This window comes from Photobacterium jeanii (genome assembly GCF_001650345.1).
In the GTDB taxonomy this organism is placed as follows: domain Bacteria; phylum Pseudomonadota; class Gammaproteobacteria; order Enterobacterales; family Vibrionaceae; genus Photobacterium; species Photobacterium jeanii.
On sequence record NZ_LVHF01000033.1, the window covers coordinates 298,202 to 324,892 of the forward strand.

The following is a 26,691-nucleotide window of genomic DNA, read 5'->3' on the forward strand; positions in this document are numbered from 1 at the left end:
GGTTAGTGATAATGCTTAGCTCGGTAAACCGTGCCACTGATAGTGATTATTGGGTTTCTTACTAACAATACCTTCTTCCATAAACTGCTTGAAAATATCGTCCACTTCTTCAGCGCTTAATTTTAAGAATCGCACTACTGCACGTTTAGTACAGGTTACTTGGTTCTCGTTTAATGCTTCAAACACCTGCTCGTAAGGCGTCTTCGGTTTTTCAGGCTCTGCTGGTGCCGTTTGTTGTGGCTCTTCTGCATCACTGTTTGTGCTGGTGGTGTGTACAGGCGCCAGCAGTTCAGGCTCTTTGTGCTCCGGTTGGTTGTAAGCATCAATTGTAATTGGGTTCATACGACGGAACTGGTTGCGAAAACGTAACTCTTCACCAATTAGCCCTACAAAGAATGCCGCGAAGAAATCGAGTAGTACCGACAAGAAAACAACCAAACCAAGCTGAGCGGTTTGGGTCTGTACGTTAAGTGATTTCGCTAAGCTATCAATTAAACCCAACACAGAGCCTTGGCTAACAACTGGCAGGCTATCGCGTTTAACGGCGAGTTCTTGCTGCTGCTGACGTAGTACATCGTTGGCTTTTTGAATGCGAGCAACACCGGTCGCAATACGCTCCATCTGAATGTATTTCTCAGCGGCAACATTGTTAAGCGCAATTTGCTTTTCAATCGCGTCAATCTGCATGTTATATGTGTTGATTTTGCTTTGCTGTACGTTAACGTGGCTTTGCGCTTGGTTGGTTGCACTGTTAATACCACCAATTGAACCACCAATTGAGATGGCTGCCAGCACAGCATAGAACGCAAAGGCTGAGAAGGCGCCGGTATAGTTACGACGCGCACGGCGTTCGCCAAATTCATACCACGCGAAGAACTTACCTAATTCAAAAATGACAGCTAAGCCACCGAACAAGAACTGCATCAGCGGATCTTCGTCAATGGATAAGAACAGCAGCAGCGAGAAAACAATCGAAGCCAAAATAGAGGCGCTGGTAAAGCTATAAACCGTCCACATTGCGAACGGTCCTTTCGGATACCTTACAGGTAGTGTGTCGTTGTACATCATCATGGTTATGTTAAATGGGGGTGACCCGCTTGCAGGCGTACCTACAGGCTGAAAATTTAAAGGTCGAAAGCATACCGCAAAACTGGTCTTAACCCTTGATAAATCGCGGTCTGGAGGCTTTTCCAGATGTAATTTTACACACTGCTTTCATAACTGGTTATTAGTTGCTCAGCTTCTACTGTAGCGAGGCTTCTTTGTGCTACTTGAGTGCGGAAAATAAGTAAGCGGAGACAATATTGCTAAGGGGAGAGGTTGTGCTTGAAAGCGCCTTGTTGCCTGCTCTTTGCTGTATAAGTAATAAAGGCTTCATGCTTAACAGGAATTAATTGTAACAGTTTGATTTTTATCGGCTAAATTGTGTTCTGTTGGTGTGCTTATTGTTGGGTTTAATCCATTTGGACGGTAATATCCAGCTCGCTTATGAGTATATGCTCAATAATTCACATGCAGAGAAAATAACAACAATGAAACCAAAAAAAATAGGAACTTGGTTGGTTAGCCTTGCAGTCAGTGCTGCGTTAGCGGGATGTAATGGCAGCGCTTCCGATCAGCCAACGACTAATGAAACTCCAAAAGCTGTTATCAATACGCAGTTTGCAGCCACTTACTTACAAACTCTTCAGTCATCACAAGCATCAGGCTATGCGTTAACGAAAAGCGCGAACTCACAGAATCCAGTACTGAGTGCAGCCAAAAATGCCAGCAAAGAGGTGTCTTACAAAGGTACATTACGTATTACTAACCGTAATCAGCCTGATGATGTGAAAGATTACGATTGGCCTATCACACAGAAAGCAGATGGTACTGTGCAGTCTCATCGTGCTTTGTCTTTAAAACCGGGTGTGTATGATTTATTACTGATTGTTGAAGATCATAAAGGTCACCAATATTTGGCTGAATCCTTAGGTCAAGAGATTGAAGATAACGAGCAGCCTGAATTGGAGTTTGTGCTTAAGCCAAACATGGGTGAAACCATCACTGATTTAGACTTCGCTCACTATGTTAGCTACCTCAACTTTTCATTTACTGCTGAAGAACTCGCTTCATTGGTTGAACCACAATTTGGTCTAACGATTAATAGTGATGACGAACGTGTATTCACTATTAATAAAGAAACGGGTCTAACCGAAGTGGTACTGAATGTTCAGCCAGGTGAATACACGATGGCGCTGAAACTGTACGACGGTGACTTGATGGTGGGTAAGAATGAAAACGACACCACTTTAAATATTGTCGAAGGTTCTGATGCCAAGATGGACGTGATCCCACTGCAGGCAGATGTCACCATTAAGCTTGATGAGTTGAAAGACTTGGGCGAGTTTACGTTTAGCGTACCGTCTGAAATTGTCAAAGAAGTGGGCGATGAAAGCCAAGTGGCGTTAATTGTTCGGATGGCATCAAGCGATAACGATGAGCTTATTCATGAGCAACAACTGGATGTCATGAGTGATAACCAAGGTGGTTACTACGCGAAAGGTGTGTTTGAAACTAAAGGCTACACAGATGTGACCGCGACAATGTCGTTCCATCACGCCAATGAAGCGGCTGAGCAATTCAATACTGTGCCATACGCCAAATGTGCGAGTGAATTGGACATTAGTTTGAATCAAAGTAGTGGTTGTAAGCTCACACTAAAACGTGAAGGTGTGATCACTAGCCATATTAAAGGCACGATGCACCTCAATGTGCTGACCAAAGACCTCCAAGCTGCAAGTGGTGCTAGCGTTTACCTCAACGGTGAATTGGTTGGCATTACGGGTAAATCACTCAGCCCTGGGTCGTTAAAAGTGCACGTGATTGGCGGTGAGTATCAAGTAAAAGCGACTAAAGAGAAAAATGTAGCGCTTGAGACGGTAACGGTAAAACCGCTTGAGGTGGTTAACCAAGCACTTTACCTACAGCGTGATCCTAATTTAGGTACTGGTAACTTTGTCGAACAACAGGTGGTGAGTGATTATAATCACTTTGGCCCAAATTTAGTGATTGCTGCAGATTTCAATGGTAACGGTAGCAAAGAATTGTTGATGAGTGGGAGCCCTGGTTATCGCATAGGTGTGATGCAAGAAGATGGTATGTATGGGTTTGAAGATTACAAATTAGGCAATTACTCAAACCGTTATGTCGATGTTGGTGATATTAATGGCGATAATGCCTTGGATTTCCTTGTTGCTGATTCTGATGATAAAGGTAATGTGAGAGTTTTCATCAATGATAAGAAAGGAAACTTTTCTCAATCAAGCCTAGTTCATGAAGGCACTTCTATTCCTACAGCTAAATTTGCTGATATCACGGGTGATGGTCATTTAGATATTGTGTTACATGCTACCCAAATTGATGAAATTATTATTTTGAGTAACGATGGGCAAGGGCAGTATTTAGAAGTGCTTCCTAGGTTAGAAGGGAAAACGAATGCCTCAAAACCTGATCTGATTGCAGTTCATGATATGAATGGCGATGGGCATCTTGATATTGTTTATGCTGGCGCTGGTACATACAGTGATGGCATTGTGTATTTGAATGACGGTAAAGGGCAGTTCCAGCAGACGGTACCACTATGGGATAATGAGTATATGCGTTCATCTAGCGCTGTCGCTGTCGGTGATCTAAACGCTGACGGTTTTCCTGATGTTGTAGTTACTGATGCCGCGAGTAATCGCTTATTTATTAATAATGGTGCTTCGCAGCTCGCATTTAGTGAGAATTCACAAATATTAGGTTCTGGTGGTGCGTCAGCAATCTTATCTGATGTCAATAGTGATGGTCACCTTGATGTACTATTGATGCAAGACATCCCAAGGGCATCCACCCTTTTTCAAAATGAGGGGAATGGGCATTTCCTTTTCCAAGGTGAGCTTGTTGATCAATCTGGCTTTACCACACAATCAAGCTTGTATACTTCGGATTTAGATGGGGACGGTGATGAAGACCTTGTTGTACTCGGTCATGATAACAAAGTACCTTTTTCAGTTGGGGCGCGTATCTACCATAATACGCCTCATTAATCGGATGTAGCCATCTAACTAGCTCCATCTTTCTTCTATATATAAGCGGCAGTTTTTCTGCCGCTTTTTTTGTTTTGGCGGTAGGTAGGCAGCTGAGTGTCAATAAGCTCAATTAGTACAAATTGGGCGATTGGGTCTAGTGTTAATACTCTATGGAAGATGTTTGCAAGGAGATAAAGATGAAGGACCAGCTTGAAGGCTACCCAGTGATCACTGAAATCCCTGTCGCATGGGGCGAGATGGATGCGCTTAATCACGTTAATAACGTGGTCTACTTCCGCTATTTTGAAACCGCGCGCATAGATTACTTCCAGCAACTCGCCTTAATGGCACAAATTCAGCAAAGCGGTATTGGGCCAGTGGTCAGTGAAACGCAGTGCAAATACAAACGCCCAGTTACCTTTCCGGATACCTTGTCAGTGGGTTCGCGAATCTGTGAACTTGGTGATGACCGCTTTACCATGGAATACATCATTTATAGCCAACGCCAAGGTAAGATCACGACCGAAGGCAGTGCCAAAGTGGTGATGGTGGACTTCAATAAGCAGCAAAAGGCATCAATCCCAGCAACGATTAGGCAAAAAATCACTGAATTAGAAGCATCTAGCACTGTTATTGCGGAGTAAAGAGGCTCTGCATGCATAGAATTAGGCTTGAGTAGCACTTTTTTATGATTGTTTGTAGAAAATGTGTTCACTTAGTGAAAATAGGGGTTTACAGCTTTTAGTTTGGACGTTAGTATACGCCGCACTTACGGAGAGATGGCTGAGTGGTTGAAAGCACCGGTCTTGAAAACCGGCATACGTTTGTAGCGTATCTAGGGTTCAAATCCCTATCTCTCCGCCACATTTTAAAACCCGCCTTGAGGCGGGTTTTTTCGTATATAGCATGTGTTTGTGAGTTGAAACATTAGTTTCGCTCGTGAGTGCGGTTATCTAGGCGTCCTGACTTCAACAGTGCCTAAAATTTAGGGTGAAGCTTACGTGAGTATTGCACAGACAGTGCTATATTTTAGCAAGCTACACTCACCCCTTTATTACAGCATGTTGTCAGGTTATTTGAGGTGAATGAGCAAATTGATGCCGATGTGAGCAAAACAATCAACACTATATGCAGTGATTCCTGTAATTGACGCTATAGCTATGTTTTGTTTATCACAAGAAGTGTTATACTCCCCACCCTGAATAGTGACAGTAATTGTTTATAGAGAAAAACAATGACAGATTTATCTAAATACAGAAACATTGGTATTTTCGCGCACGTTGATGCGGGTAAAACCACTACTACTGAGCGTATCCTGAAGCTTACTGGTAAAATCCATAAAATCGGTGATACTCACGATGGTTCAACAACTACTGACTTCATGGAACAGGAAGCTGAGCGTGGTATTACAATCCAGTCAGCTGCGACTACTTGTTTCTGGAATGATCACCGTCTAAACATCATCGATACTCCAGGACACGTAGACTTCACAGTTGAAGTATACCGTTCTCTTAAAGTACTTGATGGTGGTGTTGGTGTATTCTGTGGTTCTGGTGGTGTTGAGCCTCAGTCAGAAACTAACTGGCGTTACGCGAACGAATCAGAAGTTGCTCGTCTGATCTTCGTAAACAAACTAGACCGTATGGGTGCAGACTTCTACAACGTTGTTGACCAAGTTAAGAACGTTCTAGGTGCAACTCCACTAGTTATGACTCTACCAATCGGTCGTGAAGACGACTTCGTTGGTGTTGTAGACGTACTAAGCCGTCAAGCTTTCGTATGGGATGACACTGGTCTTCCAGAAAACTACGAAATCCAAGATATCCCAGCGGATATGGTTGACGACGTAGAAGCTTACCGTGAAGAGTTGATCGAAACAGCTGTTGAGCAAGACGATGACCTAATGGAAGCTTACATGGAAGGTGAAGAGCCTTCTATCGAAGATATCAAGCGTTGTATCCGTAAAGGTACTCGTGACCTAGCATTCTTCCCAACTTACTGTGGTTCTGCATACAAGAACAAAGGTGTTCAACTAGTTCTTGACGCAGTTGTAGATTACCTACCATCTCCAACAGAAGTTGACGCTCAGCCTCTAACTAACCCAGAAGACGGCGAGCCAACTGGTGAAGTTGCTACAGTATCTGCTGAAGAGCCACTACGTGCTCTAGCGTTCAAAATTATGGACGACCGTTTCGGTGCCCTAACTTTCATCCGCATCTACTCTGGTGTAATGAAGAAAGGTGACACGATTCTTAACTCAGCAACTGGTAAGACTGAGCGTATCGGCCGTATGGTTGAGATGCACGCTGACCAACGTAACGAGATCGATTCAGCACAAGCTGGTGACATCATCGCTGTTGTTGGTATGAAGAACGTTCAAACTGGTCACACTCTATGTGATCCTAAGCACGAATGTACTCTTGAGCCAATGATCTTCCCAGAACCAGTAATCTCTATCGCTGTTGCTCCTAAGGACAAAGGCGGTTCTGAGAAGATGGGTATCGCTATCGGTAAGATGGTTGCAGAAGATCCATCTTTCCAAGTTGAGACTGACGAAGATTCAGGCGAAACGATCCTTAAAGGTATGGGTGAACTTCACCTAGACATTAAGGTAGATATCCTTAAGCGTACTTACGGCGTAGACCTAATCGTTGGTCAACCTCAGGTTGCTTACCGTGAAACTATCACTCAAGCGATTGAAGATAGCTACACGCATAAGAAACAGTCTGGTGGTTCTGGTCAGTTCGGTAAGATCGACTACCGCATCAAGCCAGGTGAAGTTGGTTCTGGCTTCAAGTTCACATCAACTGTAGTTGGTGGTAACGTTCCTAAAGAATTCTGGCCTGCAGTAGAGAAAGGCTTCGAAGGCATGATGGACAACGGTGTTCTAGCTGGCTTCCCAGTACTAGACGTTGAAGTTGAACTATTCGATGGTGGTTTCCACGCAGTCGATTCATCTGCAGTAGCATTTGAAATCGCAGCGAAAGGTGCATTCCGTCAATCTATGCCTAAAGCTGGTGCTCAACTTCTTGAGCCAATCATGCACGTTGACGTGTTCACTCCAGAAGACCACGTTGGTGACGTAATCGGTGACCTTAACCGTCGTCGCGGCATGATCAAAGACCAAATGGCTGGCGCAACTGGCGTACGTATCAAAGCAGACGTTCCTCTATCAGAAATGTTCGGCTACATCGGTACTCTACGTACAATGACTTCTGGTCGTGGTCAGTTCTCTATGGAGTTCTCACACTACGCACCATGTCCTGCAAACGTTGCTGAAGCAGTAATTGCAGAAGTTAAAGAGCGCGAAGCTTCTAAAAAGTAATTAGAACTTAACGTTACTTAACTCAAAAGCCCCGATAGCAATGCTATCGGGGCTTTTTTATGCTTTTTGAAATGTCATTGTTGAGTTGCTACAGCTGCAGCTCGCTACAATCTATACCGTTACTAACCGTGCTGTTTGTAATTTTGACTCTTAGGTGGGAAGTCGTTGGTATCTAGTCTTGGGAGAAGAAATGGAGACGCTGTTTCAATATCTACGATATCCACCTCGGTTGTGAACGCTAACTTACACCCTTGTTTCTCTAATTCATCAATCACATCCTGACTAGAGGAGCCGTAAGGGTAGCATGCTGTCCAATTTGTCATGTCGCAGCCTAATGATTGAAGAAAGTCCTTAGACTTTGATATTTCTGCGTGCAATGCGCCGTTATCTAGCTTATCCCACCAATAATGATCATACCCATGACACCCGATGTGCATGCCATCTCTTACCATTTGTTTTAGTTGCCAAGTATTCATATAGAGCTCTTTGGCAAAGGTTCTTTCAGCGATCCCAACGTATTTCTCGAAGTACTTGCTCGAGAGTTCATTTCTCACCACTTCTGGTAAAGCGTGCTGAAGTATTCTTTTAATGAAAATGATGTCTTTATTATCAAACCTATTGGCGACAGCAAGTTCTGCGTAATACTCATCAAAGCTTTTAAGTTGATGTTTCAGCTTGTTTTTTTCAATATCAAATTTTAAGTCTTGCAGAATATCTGCAGTGTTCGCTAGTGACGCTAATATGAAGTGGATTTTGTTTACATCTAATAAAGTGTGCTCGAGAATCGCTTTGGCTGGAACAAAGAAAGAGCCCTGAATCCCCATCTCTTTTAATACGGGATAGACATGATTGAAGTGTTCAGCATAGCCATCATCAAAGGTCAGTAACAGGGCATTGTGTGGTAGTGCGATTTTACCTTCTTTGTGACGGATAACATCTTCCATGGAAACTATTTGGTAGTGGTTATTAAAGAAGGTGACTTGCTCAATAAATTGGTTTAGCTCTAGCCCTTTGATTTCAGGATATCTTGAGTCTTTTATCTCTCTGACATAGTGATACATTACAACGGTTAATTTGCTCATATTGGGTCCATCAGTCAGAGTCAAAGTTTACTGATGTGCAGTTTACTGAAATCCAATAGCAAAAACTTATCTTTTTGCTATCAAAGAATCACAATGTTGATACTTTCCTTGATAGATAAAAAAACGCCGCGCTAGCTTAGCTAGCGCGGCGTTTTTGCTGGAATAGCGTATGTAGGGCTTAGTGAAGCTTAAAGTAGCCTAGTTCTTGTTTCTGGCGCTCTGCTAGTGCAGATACTTCGTTACTTGCGGAGGCACTTTGGCTGATGCCTGCAGCAGTTTGGCTTACAATTTCAAAGATGTTGGTGATGTTACGGTTAATATCAGCTGTTACCTGCGATTGTTCTTCTGCTGCAGTGGCAACTTGGGTATTAATTTCCGTGATATCTGATACTGACTCAGTGATGCTGATCAGCGCGTCGTTCGTCTGTTTGGCAAGCTCACGGTTGCGCTGAAGCATATCAAGGCCAGATTGCATGCTGTCGTTAGCGATCCCAGACTTCGACTGTAGCTCTTCAATGATGCTTTGGATCTCATGAGTTGACTCTTGAGTACGTGCTGCAAGCATACGAACTTCATCAGCAACAACCGCAAAACCACGACCGCTTTCACCTGCACGAGCTGCTTCGATTGCTGCGTTCAGTGCTAGCAGGTTAGTTTGCTCTGAGACGCTGCTGATAACTTCAATAACCTTACCAATTTGCTCAGATTGAGCCTGCAGCTGTGTTACCATCTCAGCGGCTTCATTTAGCTGGGATGCCATTTTTTCATCGGCTTCGCTGCTTTCTGTGAACAGATCTAAGCCTTGCTGTGCCATGCGGTTGGCTTCTTGCGCTGTAGAATCGGCATTGAGTGCGCTTTCGTTAACGTTCTGGGCAGTGCTTGATAGTTGGTTAACCGCTGATGCTACTTGCTCGATTTCGATGCGCTCTTGGTCGGCATTGGCTTCAGATTGCGTCATTACCGATGCCAACTCTGTTGAAGCAGATGCTACTTCTTCACTAATGCGAACCAAGGAATCTACAGTCGTACGTAGTTGAGTGACTGTTGAGTTTACGTCTTCTGAAAGTTGACCGATTTCGTTATTACCCGCGATCTCCACTTGAGCGTTGAGGTCGCCTTTCGCTACTTTACGCATTGCGTTTTGCAGGTTAGTGATAGGGCGAGTGATCAAGCCGGTTAGGTACCAAGCGACAGCGATAGAAATAGCAAGGAATAAGAGTGTTAGCGATGCGGCTTGGAAAATAGTATCGGTAAGTAGTTCTTCTTCGTAAGCAATTTCTTCTTGGATCACACGAGTGACTTCCTCGCTTAATGCATCCATCGACAATACTAGCTTATTACCTGTTTCGCGGAACTCGTTTACCATTGAACGGTATTGTGAGTTTGATAGAGCACCATTGTTATGCTGTTCCTGCGATGGGATCATGGTGTTTTTTGCGAAAGCAATGTAGTTATCGAGAGCGAGTTTTACATTTGCAAGTTCATCACTCAGCTCTGGTAAGGTGCCGAGATCAGCCATCACTTTGTGTGCATCTTGTCGGGTAGTTGCCATTACACGCGGGAACTCACGCATTTTATCTTCGTCGTATAGGCTATAAACCGCAGCCATACGCATCAGGTAAACATGATCGACAAGATCATCGACTTCGTCTTTATGTTGAAGTGCGGAAGAAGTAGTTTCGCTAATTTCATCAATAACATGGCTAATATTATTTTGTGCTACACCTAGCGCCGCCATGATTAATACGGTGGCGAATAACGTAGGCATAAGAATTTGCTTACGTATTGAAAGGTTTTTGATTGAAAGCGGCATTAATGACTCCATCAATTTAGAATGTTGTATTGTGGTTTGCTGTTGAACTTGTTGGTTGGGTATCGACGCTTTTACATTTTTCTTAAGTGAAAATTTAAATAAATTTCAATTTCCATGCATTCATGAACTTGATGGTTATTTATAAAATAAAAAAGCGATATTAATTCGTGGTCGACAAGAATAAATAATTGAAAATAAATTGCTTTATTATTAATGGAAAATGACATTTAAATATTGATAGGAGCAATTTTATTAAACTAATAGAGCGAGGGTGAAATTTCAGATTTATCCTGAAAGTTATTATTGATTAAAAGTATATAAAATACTGAACTATGCGATTTTATAAATGGTTGTTTGACTATTGTTTTATTGTGGAAATTTCGTTTTAACCATTTACTGGGGCTCCTATTACTCTGTATGGCAATGATTCTCCTGTGTTATTTACAGTAATTCGCAGTAAAGAAACATGAATTTTCTATTGTTAATTATTGATTTTAATCGCTATTATCTGCTTTGTCACGCTGTGGAGATGAGAAGCGGCTATTAGCACTTTTATGTGACGTTCTTCATCTATAATTTATAGAAGGGGAGGCATAGGAGTTAGATTATGTATGTAGCGATTGAGCACGAAATAACAGATGCGGTCTTATTTCGTAAGAAGGCAAGCGAAAAATTACACCATCCGCCAGCAGGGATGCAGGTCGTTACTGCGATGTTTGATCCTCACGAAGCCACTTGTCAGTGTATTTGGTCGGTGAATTCGATTGATTTGGTTGTGGATTTTATTAATCAAGAATTTTCTGATTGCGCAATTAACTCTTATTTTGAAGTAGACCCTGATATTGCTATCGGGTAAAGGTATCTCATTTCCAGTATAGGTTGTGTTTAAATTAATTTTAATGTTTTGATATCAAAATATTGGGTTGGTTGTTGGCCTGACTTGATACAAGGCGTTGGGGGATCGTGAAGAAAAAGCCCCAGCTTCATCCTAAGCCAGGGCTGTGTTTGAACTATATTGTTAACTACCTGCGATATTTAAACGCGCGAAGCGAATTTGCGGGGCAAAGAAGTCACGTTCGTAGTCGTTTTGAAGTTGGTTACCAACAGCATCGATCTCTTTCAGCATTTGATAGAAGTTACCTGCAACAGTAATTCCTCGCACTGGTTGTACGCGTTTACCATCACGGCATAAGAAACCGCTAGCGCCAAATGAGAAGTCACCACTTACAGCATCCGCTCCAGAGTGAACCCCTTGAAGCTCAACAAGCTCAAGGTATTCTCCCGCTGTTACTTCCGCTTCAGAGCTGGTGCCTGTTGCAATTACAGTGTGGCGGCTGGAAACACCTAGGCCACCTTTCGCAGAACGTGAGGCGTTAGCTGTGTTTTCAATGCCAAAGAAGCTGGCTGTATGACTGTTGTGTAGTAGGCTTTGCAGCTCACCTTCACCGATTAAAATCGTATCTTTAGTTGCATAGCCCTCGCTATCAAACGCCTTGATGGCAGAGCCACCTTCAATCATCGCGATGTCGGACACGGTCAGCAGTGGGCTTGCTACTTGGGTGTGTAATGCTTCACGCCAAGGGTTGATGCCTTTCATGGCTGCTTGACCTGACAAACACATCCCAAAAGCGCCAAATAAGCTGCTTAAGCAGCTTAATTCGAACATAACGCTGTAGCTGTTGGTGGCAATAGGTTTGCCTTCTAGTAGCGCAAATGCTGTCTCGTAGCCGTGATTGATACAGAATTCTGGATCAAGTTGCTCAAAGCGACGACCAGATGACATCCCGCCATGCATTGCTTGCAGGCCATCCTTTTCAATCAGGCTATAAGCGTAACAATAAGTTGAGCGCTCTTGATGCTGACACAATGTGCCCTGAGTATTGGCGAGGATCACTTGGCTATCTGATTCGCCAAAGCCGTTATAAGGAGCACTTTTGGCATGAGGCTTAGCAACAACACCGCTTTCTAGCGCAAGAGCGAGAGCTATTTTATCATCAACTGTCGCATCGTCTTGCTGGTAAATTTCAGCAACCTCTGTAGTGAGTTTGCTATCGACACAGCTGATGGTTTGATGCTCATCGGCTTGGGTGAACTTAGCGTTGGTTAGGGCTTGCTCTACCATCGCATCAAGGCTGGTTGGCTCTAATGATTCTGAGTAGCTCGTGGCGACATGACCCTCTTTTACCACGCGTACCCCAATCACTTGCCCAGAAGTAACCTTGTACTCATCTAGCTCACCAGCATTGGCTTTGAGTGAGAAATTGTTACTGCGGTTAGCGATGACATCGGCTTGGGCATTGGCTGCCTCTACGCGCTCAAGTACATGATTGATTGCGTTATGTAGTTTGTTTGAATCTGCCATTAGTTACCGCCTCCCACAAGAATGTTATCGACTTTCAGAGCCGCTTGGCCCACTGTGGTTGGTACTGAACCACTTACAGAACCACACATGCCTGCCGCGAGTGCGAAGTCTTGCCCAACCATGCTAATTTCTTGCAGTACCTTAGGACCTGTACTGATTAAGGTCGCTGTTTTAAGGGGCTTAGTGATCTTACCGTTTTCAATCAGATACGCTTCTTGAACGGCAAAGTTAAATTCCCCCGTTCCTGGTTGTACCGAGCCTCCGCCCATCTTCTTGGCATAAATCCCTTTTTCAACGCTGCTCACCATGTCATCTAAGCTGCTATCGCCAGCTTCGATAAAGGTATTACGCATACGAGAAGTTGGAGCGTATTTGTAAGACTCGCGACGACCAGAGCCTGTTGGCGCATAACCAGTTTTTAGTGAGCCCATGTGATCGACCATAAAGCTGGTGAGCTTGCCGTCTTTGATCAACTGAGTGCGCTGGGTTTCCATGCCCTCATCGTCAATATTGATTGAGCCCCATTCGTTGCTCATGGTGCCATCATCTACGGCATTGACCACAGGGTTTGCAATCATCTCGCCCATTTTGTCGTGGAACACAGAGGCTTTTTTAGCAACTGAAGTGGTTTCTAGTAAGTGTCCACATGCTTCATGGAAAATGACACCACCGAAGCCGTTACCAATGATCACCGGCATTTCACCGGATGGGCAAGGCTCAGCGAAGAGTTTGATCATCGCTTGTTTCGCGACATCCTGACCTAGCTGTTCGGCATTTAAGGTATCGAGGAATTCCCAACCTGTTAGAGCGCCAGGGGCTTCAAAGCCTGTTGATTGCTCGCTACCATTTTGTGCTATCGCGGTAGCAGCCACACGAGAGTAGTGGCGTGTATCGCCGATATGAAGACCTGTTGAGTTGAAGATCTCAACTTGTTGTTCGCGCTGCAAAATACGACCAATGAATTGCGAGATTTTCTCGTCTTCATCGCGAGCCGCTTGGTTAGCATGGCGTAGGAAGGCAATTTTACCTTCAAGGTTGGTGTCTTTTGTCAGTGGGTGCTTACATTGGTGCTTGCTGTTGTAACGGTTAAGGTTAAGCGCACCCGCTTGGGCAATTTGTTCACGCTTATCTTTAGCAGCTAGCAGGCTAGTTACGCGTTTTAGCTCTTCTTCTTCTGTGCTGTTGGTGTAGCCGTAAAGCACTTTGTGACCGAAGAAAAGGCGGATACCAATACCGAAATCGATACCGGAGTTAATTTTGTCTACCTTGCCAGAGATTAATTCCACCGAGCTAGACTGGTGGTGTTCCACGAAGAGTTCAGCAAAATCGGCGCCCAGAAATAGCGCATGGTCAATGACCGACTTTGCAATAGCAGGGTTTAGCATAGGTGCTCCTTGCTGAAATAGATGTTTGTACCGCCTTTGTACTGATCAAAAAGAAGGGGGGGAGAACATGCCTCAATACCGACTTTTCGATGAGTATTAATCTAGCGGTTTTCTATGAGTTAGCTCTATAGCATGTGTGCGATAAAGCATGACAGAGAAGCCTAGCCGCCATGATCTCGTGTCATGAATTGGATAGGCTTTTCTCTATCATAGCTTTTTTAAGACTATTCAGCTTGTTGGATGAGTGAAAGTAGGATGTTTTCTAGTTCGTCGTACGGCAATAGGTCTTTATCAATCACTTCAAAGCGAGATTCAAACCCTTCTAGCGACAGCTCATTGACTGAAACTACTTGGTTAACGGCGTTGAAGGCGTAACAACCACGTTCAGTATTCACAACGGCTTTTACTCGCATCGCGTTAACGTTGGAAAGCAGTTTAAATAGTTGTGAGAAATCGAAAACTTGATCGGCCGCGAAGAACCAGCCACAACTTTTGTAGCCTTGACCTGAATTTTCTTTGCGTACGTATGTTTGACCCGGTGCCAATTCAAACCCCGGTAGTGGGGCTGCGTCATCGCTGTGGTGATGGTGGTGGCTATGGGCTGCTTGACGTTGCACGCGTTCTAATTCAAGCCACTCAAGAGCCAGTTCACCTTGTTCTACTTTACCGATCGCCGCTTTGGCTGGTTCGCATGATTCTGCGAAAGTTTCAAAGGCGATTAAATCGTAATCGACACACTCATCGACCTTGTTAGCAACAAGAACATCTGCCAAAGCAAGTTGGTCTTGGAAGTTTTGGTTATCGGTGTACAAAGTATCAGAGAAGTGGCGAGGATCCACCAAAGTGATGGTTGCTTTTAAATCGATGTAGTTAGCAAAAGACTCAGACGTTAGTTTGTTGATGATCTCTTTAGGGTGCCCTAAACCCGTAGGTTCTAGAATCAGGCGATCTGGCTTTTCCGCCAGTAGAGCATTGATGCCCACCGACATTGGCAGTCCTGCCACACAGCACATACAGCCGCCCGGCACTTCTTGTACTAGAGCACCTTGTTTATTGAGCATCGCTCCGTCTACACCGACGTTTCCGAATTCATTGATCAGAATTGCCCACTTTTCGTTTTCTGGTTTACGAGCCAGCAGCGATAAGATTGAGGTCGTTTTACCGGCACCTAAAAAGCCAGTGATGATATTAGTTGGAATGCGCTTCATAAGGCCCCGTTTAATGGCTACATAAATAAACGTTATATTATTACAAAACTCACTTTACCGAAATGCGCTCTGTTTGCCTAATACTAACTACTCAATGCTTGCTATCAGGCTGCAACTCAACTCTATCGGCAAATTCTTTCAGCGCTTCTGGATTGGCAAGAGCACCGATGTTGTTAACGGGGCGGTGCTCAACCACTTCTTTGACTGCCAGTTCGACTAGCTTGCCTGATTTTGTGCGTGGAATATCGTTGACCGTTAAGATCACCGAAGGAACGTGGCGTGGTGAGCAGTTTTGTTTAATGCGCTGGCAAAGAGTCGCTTTGAGCGCATCGGTTAACGCATGCTCTGACTGTAGTTGAACGAAGAGTACCACTCGAATGTCGTTTTGCCACTGTTGACCAATAACCACGGAATCGACAATCTCTGGTAGCGGATTGACCTGACGGTAAATTTCAGCAGTCCCGATCCGTACTCCGCCGGGATTTAAGACGGCATCTGAGCGACCAAAGAAAGTAAATCCACCGTGGTGGTGATGCATCACGAAATCACCGTGATGCCAAGTATTTGGGTAGGTTTGCCAATAAGCTTGGTGATAGCGGCAGCCATCGTGATCGCGCCAAAAGCCAATCGGTTGATTCGGAAAGCTGTTACAACACACCAGTTCACCTTGCTGTTCAATCACAGCGCTACCTTGAGGGTCATACACTTGTACATCCATCGCTAACGCAGGACCTTGGCAGGCACCGCGATACACTGGCACCAGTGGGTTGCCGATGACAAAGCAGCCACAAATATCTGTCCCTCCTGAAATGGATGATAGTTGGAGATTGGATTTAATCGCGCGATAGACATAATCAAATTGCTCTGGCGCAAGTACAGAACCGGTTGAGCATAGCGTTCTTAATGCGGGGTAAACACCAAGCTGATTGGGCTGGTAGCCTTGTTTTTCGAGTGCCTCTAAATATTTGGCTGAGGTGCCAAATAAGCTCACATTTTCCTGTTCAGCAAGATGCCACAGCACTTCACCGTTAGGGTAAAACGGTGAGCCATCATAGAGTATGAGTGTTGTGCCTGAAGCTAATCCGCTCACGAGCCAATTCCACATCATCCAGCCACAGGTGGTGAAATAAAAAATGTTATCGCCTGGCTTTATATCGCAGTGAAGTTGGTGCTCTTTGAGGTGATTAAGCAAAGTGCCACCGACACTGTGAACGATACATTTCGGCTTACCTGTGGTGCCCGAAGAATAAAGAATGTAGAGCGGATCGTTAAACGCGACGGCAGTAAAAGATAAGTTTGAGGGTGGGTTTTGCTTGAGAATGCGTTGCCATGTTGTTTGCTCTACTTGTTGGACTGTAGGCAAGAGGGGAGCAAGGGGCTGCTTTGACTGTGTTGCTGTTTGGCGAATATGTTCAATTAACACACAGTGCTGAACACTTGGGAGCTTTGCCAGTATTTGCGCTAGGTTTTCTTCACGGTTGTGTATTTTACCGTTGTAACGATAGCCATTTGCGCCGAATAAGACCTTGGGTTCGGTTTGTCCAAACCGCTCTACTACACTATCCACGCCGAAATCGGGTGAAGTCGATGTCCAAATTGCGCCTAATGAGGTGGTTGCTAGCATGGCGATAATAGCTTGAGGAATATTGGGTAAATACCCTGCGACTACATCGCCTTTTGTAACGCCAACTGATTGAAGGTATTGCGCTATTTGTGAGGTCTGCTCGTAGACTTGCTGCCAGCTAAGTTGCTGTCGAAACTGATCTTCTCCTTCGCAATGAAAGATAATCGCAAGGCTCGTTGGCTCTACTCTTATTTTTGTCTTTTCCTCATGTTGCAGGGTATTCGTTGAGGCATGTTGGTGAGTGGCTAGCAGTGGTTGTAATAAGTTTTCGGCAAAGTTGAGCTGACTATTTGCAAACCACTGTGTGTCTTTGTTTGTGAGTGATACTGTTGTTTGAGAGGCAACTTTTGAAGGCAAGAATTTGATGGGGAGCTGTTTATCACCAATAATGCCACAGAAGTCCCACACCAGAGCCCAAAAAGCGTCACTATGGTCAATTGACCAGCGGTGAAGCTGATGATAATCATGAAATAAATATTGATGCTGCTCGCTGACTCTTACCATGAATTGATACAGCAAGCTGTCATGAATTTTATGCTTATCGGGCTGCCACATTGGTATCGTATTTTCAGCTTTGGTATCACTCTGTTTATTTATTCCGTGTGGTTCTGCACTTTGCTTTTCCATATCCAGCTCTTCCGTCTCATTTTGTTATCTATGAGGTTTTGCTCATGGGAGGTTGTTTAGGTTTTATCTTGATGAACACGATCAGGGTGCGCTTGCTGAAAAGCGGGTAATTGCTCACAGGCGCGGTGAATGTCTTGGATTAATGGAAAAGGCGTTAAATCAAAATCAAACCGCAGTGCGTTATACACTTGGGGGATCAAACAGATATCGGCAAGAGTCGGTGTATCGCCACAGCAAAAGTCGGTAGGCATTGTGCGGTGCATCAAATGATGCTCAAAAGCAGTGAAGCCGCGCTTAAGCCAGTGGTGATACCAGATCATTTTTTCGGTTTGTTGGATTTGCCATTCGCTATTGAGGTAGTTAAGCACGGCTAAGTTGTTAAGTGGATGAATGTCACACGCAATCAGTAAAGAGAGTGATCGGCATTGCGCTTTCTGCCAAGGATCTGCGGGTAATAAAGCAGGCTGAGGGTGCAACTCATCAAGGTACTCAATGATTGCTAACGACTGACTAAGCGTCCCATGCTCTGTATCTAGGCAAGGTACCCGTTGGTTAGGGTTGAGCTGTAGGTAATTCTCGCTAAATTGCTCGCCATCAAGCAATGATATAGGAATCGCTTCGTACTCAAGCCGCTTTAAATTTAGCGTAATCCGAACCCGGTAAGCTGCAGAGGAGCGGTAGTAATCATAGAGTTTCATGGTCGCTATCCTTTATTTATCTCTATGTTTATTTTTCTTTTCTATTTTGGATTTGGCTCTTGATGATGAACCGCATGATGGTTGAGATCTTCTGCTAAATATTTGTGCTGATATTTCACTACCTGCTGATCAATGGCACCAAAGATGGATTGCCCTTCATCATCAAGCATTTCAATGCGTACCCGATCGCCAAAGCGTAAGAATGGGGTTTGCGTGCTACCGTACTCTAACATTTCCAGCATACGTTGTTCTGCCAAGCAGCAAGAACCATTACGACGGTCGCGATTTGACACGGTGCCAGAACCAATAATGGTGCCAGCACCGAGAGGACGCGTTTTGGCGACATGTTGTAATAAATTAGCGAAATTGAACGTCATGTCGGTTGCGGCATGGGGTTGACCAAATAAGGTGTCGTTGAGGTGAACTCGGAGTCTGTGATGGACTTTAAAGTCGTACCATGCATCGCCTAGTTCATCGGGCGTGACTGCGACGGGAGAAAAGCTGGAGGCGGGTTTTGATTGGAAAAAGCCAAACCCTTTTGCGAGTTCATTGGGGATCAAATTACGCAGCGAAACATCATTGACCAACATCAGTAAGCGAATGTGGTGATGCGCCTCTTCGGTACGCAGTCCCATAGGTACGTCATCGGTGACAATCGCAATTTCCCCTTCAAAATCAATTCCCCAGTTTTCATCGGCAGCTTCGATATCTTGCGTTGGGCCAATAAAACGGTCAGACATGCCTTGATACATGAGTGGGTCGGTCCAAAAGCTTTCCGGCATTTCAGCACCTCGCGCTTTACGAACGAGTTCGACATGATTGACGTATGCGCTGCCATCTGCCCATTGATAGGCGCGAGGCAGAGGAGAGGCGCAATGATCAGGATTGAAAGAAAAGCTGTGCTGAGCATCGCCGTTATTGAGATCGCGCGATAGGTGCTGTAAGTCCGATTCGACGATATCCCAATTATCGAGGGCAAATTGAAGCGTAGGGGCTATGTCATGGGCATGAACAGCAAGGCGAAGATCTTTGGAGACTATGATGAGTTGACCATCACGACCTTGATTTAATGAGGCTAGTTTCACAATAAGCTCCTGATTAATAGGGTTATAGTTTTCAGGTTAGTTGCTGTTGTTATCTTTGTTGATCTAACCAAGAATAGACGTATTGGCTGTTTTCAACGCCTTCTGGCAATGGCGCGATGTCGAGCGGATAGCGCGCATCTATCATCACCGCTACTTCATCGGTTTGTTGTTTGGGGCTTTCTAGGCTGTTTCTTAATGCCTTGGGGTGCGGTCCGTGTGAAAAGCCACAAGGGTGATGCGTGATCATGCCTGCATCAATATTGTCGCGACTGAAGAAGTTACCTTGGTGATAAAACAGCACTTCATCGTAGTCATCATTATTATGAAAAAACGGAACTTTAAGCGCTTGAGGATCGGACTCAATAGGGCGAGGCACAAAGGTACAAATCACAAACCCGTTGGCAACAAAAGTGGTGTGTGCTGAGGGTGGCAAATGGTAGCGATGACTCATCAAAGGGCGAATATCGCGCCAGTTGAGTTTAAAGGCGGTGAGGTTACCTTTCCAACCTTGGGCATCTAATGGGTTAAACGGGTAGGTAATGGTATTAAGAGTATTGCGGGCTTTGAGTTTGACTTGCCACTCTTGAGTATTGCTTTGCTGAGCGAGAAAGGCATCGTCAATACGAGCGTATTCTAAGACCGCAGGGTCAAAGATAGCGTGTTGACCCACGAGACCTCGCTCCGCCATTTGGTAACTGCCATTAGTCGCTTCGATCATCAATAGCGTGACGGTTTCATTATCTTTGATATTGATACGCCAGCTGGTGGCACGCGGCAATAAAATGTAATCACCGTCACCAAAACTCAGGTGCCCATAATCGCAAAATAACTCGCCACTACCTTGATGAACAAACAAGACTTCATCGCCATCACCGTTACGAACCAGATGATCCATATTCTTTGAACTTCGCCATAACCGCATTTTAAGTTGCTGGTTGTAAAGCAGTAACTCGGCATCCCATGGGCTATCACCTTTCGGAGCTAAACGGTTTGTATCGATTGCACGAGGGCGTAGTTCGCCTTCCCATTTTATCCAGCCTGTTGGAGGATGTTGATGATACATATGGCTCGCAGGGCCGAAGAAGCCTTCTTTGCCGCACTCACGCTCAAAGGTACCTTCTGGCAAGTCGCAATGGGCTTGTCGCGATGCATTACCTTCAACGATGGGAAATTGAAACCATTGACGCATTTTGTGATCCCTCAACAAAACTGTTTGCTTGTATTAACTCTGGTTGAGAGTTGGTGATCCGGCAAGGTAACGGCTTGTTATCACTATAAAGGCTGACTGCTGAAGGTTAGGGAAATTAGGGGGGGATTGTAGGCAGAGGTTGACAGTTTCGTCATAGAAGCTGGTATCTCTGTGCTGAATACGGATAAGCGAACAATGAGATATTAATAATGTTGTAAATAATTTGTTACGCCATGAGCGACGGCTTTTCTTAATAATGGGTTATCGTCGTTTCATGTTGCTTTCTAACCTTTAAACATAACCGCTACACATCGTTCTAAATATAAAAATGACATTGACGTTTTTGCTGTAGGGGAAGGGGGAAAGGTGAGATTATGGGAAGTGCAACGCAATATGTATCAAAAAAGCCGGATCGGTTTGGAGTGATCCATTGGAGTGATGACGAACACTTAATTTGGCATGACTTAATTACGCGCCAACTACGCTGTATTCAAGGTCGGGCATGTGATGAATATTGCCAAGGACTGACGCTATTAGATTTACCCACAGATCGCGTTCCTCAGTTAAATGAAGTCAATCAGGTACTGGAAAGCACCACGGGGTGGCGCTGTGTTGAAGTTCCCGCTTTGATAAACTTTGACCGCTTCTTTTCAATGCTTGCCAATCAGCAATTTCCTGTAGCGACTTTCCTACGTCGTCGTGAAGAGTTTGATTATCTGCAAGAGCCGGATTTTTTCCATGAGATTTTTGGCCACTGCGCGATGCTGACTAACCCCGATTTTGCTGCTTTTACCCATGCATATGGGCGCTTGGGCTATCAAGCCAATAGCCAGCAACGTGTTTTTCTGGCGCGCTTGTATTGGTTTACGGTTGAGTTTGGCTTGCTCGAAACGCCTCACGGTTTGCGAATTTATGGTGGTGGCATCTTATCTTCACCAGGTGAAACTCTCTATGCGATGACAGATCCCAAACCGCTAATTAAACCTTTTGATCCTGTCGATATTATGCGAACTCCTTATCGTATCGACATTATGCAACCTATCTATTTCAAACTGCCAGCCATTAAACACCTCTATCAATTAGCCCAGCAAGACATGATGGCTATGGTCGCAAAAGCTCAACAATTAGGGCTACATCGACCGCTCTTCCCTCCAAAAACAACAACTCAAGATCCACTTTCAGCCTAGCGCTTAGCAAAATGCTAGCTATTACTTATTTATGCTGATTTTTCACGGAGAGAACTGCATGACAATGAAATTACACGAACTTGGATGTGAAGCATGCCAAGCGGATGCCCCACGTGTTACTGAAGATGAAATGGCCGCTCTCAGGGTGAATATCCCTGATTGGAAAGTGTTAGAGAGAGACGGTATTTTTCAGCTAGAGCGGGAGTACCGTTTTAAAAACTTTAAACTAGCATGGGTATTTACCAATCAAGTCGCGGAGTTGGCTGAAGTGGAATTTCATCACCCAGCTATTACTCTGGAATGGGGTAAAGTCACTGTATGCTGGTGGAGTCATTCAATCAAAGGATTGCACAAGAACGATTTTATCTGCGCAGCAAAAACCGATCGTTTGTTTGATGAGCAAGGCTAATAGGCTTTGTTAACAAAAAAACCAGCTTTATCATGAAGCTGGTTTTTATAGTGTTACTGCTGTGGAATGTGGCTGAAAACGTTAGCCTCGTGAGCGCGCTTTTTCTACCAAGTTAAATTGCTGAGTCGCTTTTTTCATTGCATCACGTGCTGCACGTGGTTTACGTTTCTGCTGCCATTGCTCAGAGAAGTCTAAATATTGATTTGCACTGGCTAAACGGATAGAGATAAGTGATGAAAAGTCAGCAGGTAACTCTTTCGCCACTTTATCAACTTTATTCAACAAGGAATCCAATTTAGCTTCACTGCGTACACGCTTAAGCTGGGATTTGAATTGGTCAAATTGCTGAGCGTAGATCAGCTCTGCTGATTCATATGGGAACGGCGCAGGAAGACCATCAGATTTGGCTTTACGGTACATCTCTAAATGAGTGATGGCTTTTTTGAGCATTTTCGCTTGCTGGAGTTGCTCAACAGTCCCTTCAGTTTCGAGGAAGAAAGTATCACCAACTTTGAGAAGAGTATCGATATCTTCTAAGTTTTGCGTTTTCATCGCCGTGGCAAACTGTTTGGCATAGGTTTCTTCTGCAAGTGACGTTGGGTTGAACTTGCTGTCGTGACGGAGCGTTTGTAGCTCGGTAAGCAGCTGGTAAATATCGGTTTCTGCCGTTGGCTGATAGTTCCCTTTTTCTAATGCATTATTGATACGACTTACCGTGGAATCAATTGCGGATTGCCAGCTCGTCGTTATATCGGTTTTCATGCGATGGAGTCGCTGAGAGTCAGGGTACAGCACATCAGCTTTTGAAAGCTCAGTTTCAATCGCGTAGTAATCAGGGAAGCGTTTATTACGCGAATTGAGCACTTGATCGATTCGATGATCGTAAATTGCAATAATCGCATTTTGTTTTTCACGAAGAAGCCCTTGCGCAATGAGAGGGTACTGAGATTGTAACTCTGCTAACTGATCCACAACTTCTTGTGGTTTGAGGTATTTCAGTTGCGCTTCTTTATGTTGAGCTTGTTTTAGCTGCGCAATTGTCGTGGTGAGATCTGTAATGGTTTCTTTCTGCTGATAGAACACATAACCAAGCACCGAACTTAGCCCTAAGATAGCCGCCGTAATCATGATGGCTGGCTTATGTTGCTTATGAAGTTGCTGCTGCATTTGCTCAATATTATCGAGGCGTTCACTCGCCTGTAATGCCAAGCCTTGTTGCACTGTTCGCCATTTCGATGACGTCAAATGTTTAGGACGTTGCGGCTGAATCTTCTCTTTGAGCGCTTGATCGGCAGGTTTGCGGTGGTAAGGGTGTTTACTTGAGCAAAGTTCGTAGCTAATACAACTCAGCGCAAAGATATCATCTTGGACACTCGGTGCATTGCCTTCGAGTAAGTTAATTGAAGCATAGTTAGGTGTATAACCACCAAATTCAACATCGTTCTCCGGTTGAACGGCAGCATATTCATCTTGCTTAATAGCGGTTTTTTTCGCGATGCCAAAATCAAAGATCTTAATTTCACCATCACGGGTCAACATGATGTTGCTCGGCTTAAGATCGGCGTGTACTACCCCGTTTTTATGGGCATAAGTGAGTGCCGACATCATTTGATCAAGTAACGGAATTGCGCGTTTGTATGGTAAACCGTGTGGGCGCGAGCGTTGGATCACAACATCCAACGTTTCACCATCAAGGTATTCCATCACGATGTAGTAGATCTTCTTGTCGATCCCGAAGTCGTACACCCGAATGATATTGGGGTGACTTAGCTTTTGTGTTGTTTGTGCTTCGTGGATCAGCACCTTCGCAGCGTCGGGCTGATTGATAAATTCATTTTGTAGTGCCTTAATGGCTACAAAAGGGTTTGCAACTCCAGCTGCTTCTAATAATAAATCCGTCGCCCGATAGACGTTACACATTCCACCATGACCAATACGAGATTCTATACGATAGCGCCCTTTGATAACGGTATTTAATAAGTCAGCGTTATTAGATTCAGTATTTGTATTCTCATCAGGCTGTTTGGCTGAATTAGGAGATGGCTTACGAGTATGTTTGGTCTCGTTATTGGTATTTTTAATTACAGTTTGATTATTTAAATCTTCTTTGTTTTCTGTCTCATGGGATGAGTTGTTTTTGTGTTGCGTGGTTTCTTTAGATGTTTTTTTGGCCATGAGAGATCTCCGATGCTAATTATCGGAGATAATATAATCAGTAAAGATCATTGCAATCACAAATTAATGATACTTTGTTTTGTCCCCGAGTAAAAATGAAAACAATGTAACTGATAAAATAAATAGTAATGTTTAACTCCAAGTACCTCGCAAATAATGGTGGATAATATTGATGATAAAGATTGAATAACCATAATAATGTCTCAGTTTAAAAATGTTATTAATCTTTAAGTTAATAAAGGCTTAGAGATGTGGGTTATATTATGGACTTTCAGCTTTCTATTATTAGCTATCATCGCTATACATCTCAAATTGAAGTAATCAAGCCTTTATTTAGTGCTAACAATAATGCGCCACTATATATTGGCCGGGCTGAGCAATGTGATTGGTGCCTTCCTGATCCTGAGCGTGTTATTTCAGGCCAACATGCCGTGATTGAAAAGCACCAAGGTAAAGTAATTATTAAAGATTTATCAACTAATGGGTTGTTTATTAATCGTGCGGTTGAGCCTTTAGGTAAGAACAATCACCATTATTTATCAATTGGCGATGTAATATCACTGGGTGATTATGAGATAGAAGTTCAGGCAAACACTGAATCTAAAAATACATCGCAAGATAATAAGTTAAATAACTCAGAACAAAATTTTAATTTGGAACCTAGTTCTAAATCTGTTCCTTTATCTGATGTGAATAATGAAGTCTTTATTGGAAATATTGATGACAGTTTTACGTCACCCCAGAACGAAAGCTTAGATTTAATGCAATTCAATGAAACTATTCCTGAAGATTGGAGTGCATTATTTGAGAATCCTGAAGAATCTAAACAAACGCTAAATAGTGATATTGACGAAAACGTAGAGCTAAGTAGTAACGAAGACACAGTATTTTCTTCACTCGATTTATCAGCGCCTAATGCTTTTGAGTCATCCGCGACATCGAGCGTGGAATCTGAGCTGGATGATGAGCCTGAGTCAGTATCGACAGAACTAATGGCAGAGACGAGTGCTGCTGAAGAAGCCGCTCAGAAAGAAGTGTCATTGATGGAATCAGAACCGGTTTCTGTTCCTGAGCATACTGCACCTTCGGTGGAGATGCGCGAAGCTGTTGTTGATACCTCAGTGCTAACTCCTGTGATTGAAAAGCCTCAGCCTACGGCTGCAAGTAAACCAAAATCCCAAGTAAAAGCAAAATCACAGCCAAAAGCCAAGCCTAGACCTAAGAAAACAAAGGTAACACCAGAACCTGTTGCCAAAAGGGTAAAGCCGAATGTGGCTTCGTCGCTTCCTTGGGAGCAAGACCAAACCGAGTTATTAAACGCCTTTATCCAAGGCATGAACGCACATAGCCAAAATCATCAAATTCACCCTGAGATGAGTGAAAAGTGGTGGTTTGAAATGGGTGAAAGTGTGTACTTACTTCTAACGGGGTTAATGACAACACTGCAAAAGCGGGCTGACTTCAAGCAGTCTAACCGTTTGATGCATACTTCTTTTAAGCGCCAAGAAAATAACCCATTGAAATTCTCTGCAAATTTCGAAGATGCCATTCACAACCTGTACCATCGTAAGTCACCCAGTTTCCTATCTGCTCAGCGTGCGATTCAAGAAGCATTTTCAGATATTGATCAGCACGAAAAGGCCATGATTTATGGCACCAAAGGTGCGGTACGCGGAGTGATGTCGGCACTTGAACCTGCACGAATCGCGAGTGTGGAAGCACCTGAAGGCGTATTAAGTAATTGGTTTGGCTCTAAGCAAAAAGCAAATAATTGGCAGCGCTATGAAACCTTGTTTTATGAGTTAGAGAGTGATTTACGTCAAGAGCAACCATTCTATTTAGACGATTTTGTGAAACATTACGAAGCAAGCTTAAAAGGGGTAGGAGAGAAATAACTATGCTTAAGAAAATACGCACTTTTTTCACATCTGTTGCTTTGGTTTCTTTATTACAAGGGTGTACGGTAGCCAACTTAGTTGTAGACCCTTATACAACGTTAGATTTTACTGTAAGTAATAAAGTTAACCCTGATTTAAATGGTCGTTCATCGCCTGTAGTGGTGAAGATTTTTGAATTACAGTCAAAAACAATCTTTGAAAGCCAAGACTTTTTTATGATCTATGACGAATCTGAAAATATCTTTGGTCCTGATTTGGTATCAAAGGATGAATTGTCATTATCACCAGGCGATAAACTTTCTTATGACTTGAAAATGGCACCTGGTAGTAAATATGTTGGGGTGTTAGTTGGTTATCGCGATCTAGAAAATGCGAAATGGCGTGAAGTGATAGAACTAGACCATACAGGCTATAAAACGCATAAGCTTGTTATTGATAAGTTATCTATCTACGTAGACCAATCGTAATTATTTTTGGGAGATATGCCCAGTAAATAATGTTAGGTTTTAAGTCGAATTCATTGTTTATTTTATTATTAAGTCTAAATAATTACTTTTAGATACATACGTAAC

At 43.7% G+C, this 26,691-nt stretch carries 19 protein-coding genes and 1 tRNA gene; 9 read left to right on the forward strand and 11 right to left on the reverse strand.

The annotated features are described in order from the left end of the window. Nucleotides 1–15: 15 nt before the first annotated feature. Entirely contained in the window at nt 16–1,017 is a 1,002-nt protein-coding gene (locus tag A3K86_RS18865; RefSeq protein WP_198160446.1) for a helix-turn-helix domain-containing protein, read from the reverse strand. A 515-nt stretch (nt 1,018–1,532) separates the two neighbouring features. On the opposite strand from A3K86_RS18865, the gene A3K86_RS18870 reads away from it, so the two are divergent. The 4 genes from A3K86_RS18870 to fusA all read left to right on the forward strand — a co-directional run bounded on the left by A3K86_RS18870 (nt 1,533) and on the right by fusA (nt 7,377). Continuing rightward, entirely contained in the window at nt 1,533–4,070 is a 2,538-nt protein-coding gene (locus A3K86_RS18870; protein ID WP_068335035.1) for an FG-GAP-like repeat-containing protein, read from the forward strand. 179 nt (nt 4,071–4,249) lie between these two features. Beyond that, complete coding sequence (locus A3K86_RS18875; RefSeq protein WP_068335037.1) at nt 4,250–4,696, forward strand: acyl-CoA thioesterase; 447 nt, start codon at nt 4,250–4,252, stop codon at nt 4,694–4,696. Nucleotides 4,697–4,825: 129 nt separating this feature from the next. Next, nucleotides 4,826–4,916 (forward strand) — tRNA-Ser (locus A3K86_RS18880). 370 nt (nt 4,917–5,286) lie between these two features. Further along, nucleotides 5,287–7,377: an elongation factor G gene (gene fusA / locus A3K86_RS18885; RefSeq protein WP_068335040.1), complete on the forward strand. Its 2,091-nt coding sequence runs from the start codon at nt 5,287–5,289 to the stop codon at nt 7,375–7,377. A gap of 122 nt (nt 7,378–7,499) precedes the next feature. Here the strand turns inward: fusA and A3K86_RS18890 are convergent, their stop codons facing one another. Then, nucleotides 7,500–8,459 carry a polysaccharide deacetylase family protein gene (locus tag A3K86_RS18890; RefSeq protein WP_068335043.1) on the reverse strand — a complete coding sequence of 320 codons (960 nt, stop codon included), beginning with the start codon at nt 8,457–8,459 and terminating at the stop codon, nt 7,500–7,502. A gap of 178 nt (nt 8,460–8,637) precedes the next feature. Further along, entirely contained in the window at nt 8,638–10,272 is a 1,635-nt protein-coding gene (locus tag A3K86_RS18895; RefSeq protein WP_068335046.1) for a methyl-accepting chemotaxis protein, read from the reverse strand. Between the two features lie 607 nt (nt 10,273–10,879). On the opposite strand from A3K86_RS18895, the gene A3K86_RS18900 reads away from it, so the two are divergent. After that, nucleotides 10,880–11,128 (forward strand): hypothetical protein, encoded by a 249-nt coding sequence (locus A3K86_RS18900; RefSeq protein WP_068335049.1) that lies wholly within the window; start codon nt 10,880–10,882, stop codon nt 11,126–11,128. A 162-nt stretch (nt 11,129–11,290) separates the two neighbouring features. Here A3K86_RS18900 and A3K86_RS18905 read toward each other — a convergent pair whose 3' ends face one another. From A3K86_RS18905 to A3K86_RS18935, 7 genes are all read right to left on the reverse strand, one after another. Next, complete coding sequence (locus A3K86_RS18905) at nt 11,291–12,634, reverse strand: TldD/PmbA family protein (RefSeq protein ID WP_068335052.1); 1,344 nt, start codon at nt 12,632–12,634, stop codon at nt 11,291–11,293. After that, nucleotides 12,634–14,019: a TldD/PmbA family protein gene (locus A3K86_RS18910; protein ID WP_068335054.1), complete on the reverse strand. Its 1,386-nt coding sequence runs from the start codon at nt 14,017–14,019 to the stop codon at nt 12,634–12,636. Before A3K86_RS18910 ends, A3K86_RS18905 begins: the two co-directional genes overlap by 1 nt. Before the next feature lie 224 nt (nt 14,020–14,243). Then, nucleotides 14,244–15,227 carry a CobW family GTP-binding protein gene (locus tag A3K86_RS18915; RefSeq protein ID WP_068335057.1) on the reverse strand — a complete coding sequence of 328 codons (984 nt, stop codon included), beginning with the start codon at nt 15,225–15,227 and terminating at the stop codon, nt 14,244–14,246. 91 nt (nt 15,228–15,318) lie between these two features. After that, the gene (locus tag A3K86_RS18920; protein ID WP_084406683.1) at nt 15,319–17,478 is read right to left on the reverse strand and encodes an acetoacetate--CoA ligase; all 2,160 of its coding nucleotides are present in this window, start codon (nt 17,476–17,478) and stop codon (nt 15,319–15,321) included. A gap of 56 nt (nt 17,479–17,534) precedes the next feature. Further along, complete coding sequence (gene maiA, locus A3K86_RS18925) at nt 17,535–18,176, reverse strand: maleylacetoacetate isomerase (protein WP_068335060.1); 642 nt, start codon at nt 18,174–18,176, stop codon at nt 17,535–17,537. A 41-nt stretch (nt 18,177–18,217) separates the two neighbouring features. After that, on the reverse strand, nt 18,218–19,261 hold the full coding sequence (locus A3K86_RS18930; RefSeq protein WP_068335063.1) for a fumarylacetoacetate hydrolase family protein: 1,044 nt from the start codon (nt 19,259–19,261) through the stop codon (nt 18,218–18,220). 49 nt (nt 19,262–19,310) lie between these two features. Then, entirely contained in the window at nt 19,311–20,450 is a 1,140-nt protein-coding gene (locus A3K86_RS18935; RefSeq protein WP_068335065.1) for a homogentisate 1,2-dioxygenase, read from the reverse strand. Between the two features lie 374 nt (nt 20,451–20,824). Between A3K86_RS18935 and phhA the strand changes: the two genes are divergently transcribed. Next, nucleotides 20,825–21,637 carry a phenylalanine 4-monooxygenase gene (gene phhA, locus A3K86_RS18940; protein WP_068335067.1) on the forward strand — a complete coding sequence of 271 codons (813 nt, stop codon included), beginning with the start codon at nt 20,825–20,827 and terminating at the stop codon, nt 21,635–21,637. Between the two features lie 58 nt (nt 21,638–21,695). Beyond that, a complete protein-coding gene (locus A3K86_RS18945) occupies nt 21,696–22,046 on the forward strand; it encodes a 4a-hydroxytetrahydrobiopterin dehydratase (protein ID WP_068335070.1) in 351 nt (116 codons plus the stop codon). 81 nt (nt 22,047–22,127) lie between these two features. Here A3K86_RS18945 and A3K86_RS18950 read toward each other — a convergent pair whose 3' ends face one another. Then, a complete protein-coding gene (locus A3K86_RS18950; protein WP_068335073.1) occupies nt 22,128–24,221 on the reverse strand; it encodes a serine/threonine-protein kinase in 2,094 nt (697 codons plus the stop codon). Between the two features lie 263 nt (nt 24,222–24,484). On the opposite strand from A3K86_RS18950, the gene tagH reads away from it, so the two are divergent. Together tagH and tssJ are read left to right on the forward strand one after the other, a co-directional pair. Beyond that, nucleotides 24,485–26,116 carry a type VI secretion system-associated FHA domain protein TagH gene (gene tagH, locus A3K86_RS18955; protein ID WP_146145591.1) on the forward strand — a complete coding sequence of 544 codons (1,632 nt, stop codon included), beginning with the start codon at nt 24,485–24,487 and terminating at the stop codon, nt 26,114–26,116. Nucleotides 26,117–26,118: 2 nt separating this feature from the next. Beyond that, nucleotides 26,119–26,586: a type VI secretion system lipoprotein TssJ gene (gene tssJ / locus A3K86_RS18960; protein ID WP_068335078.1), complete on the forward strand. Its 468-nt coding sequence runs from the start codon at nt 26,119–26,121 to the stop codon at nt 26,584–26,586. Nucleotides 26,587–26,691: the final 105 nt, after the last annotated feature.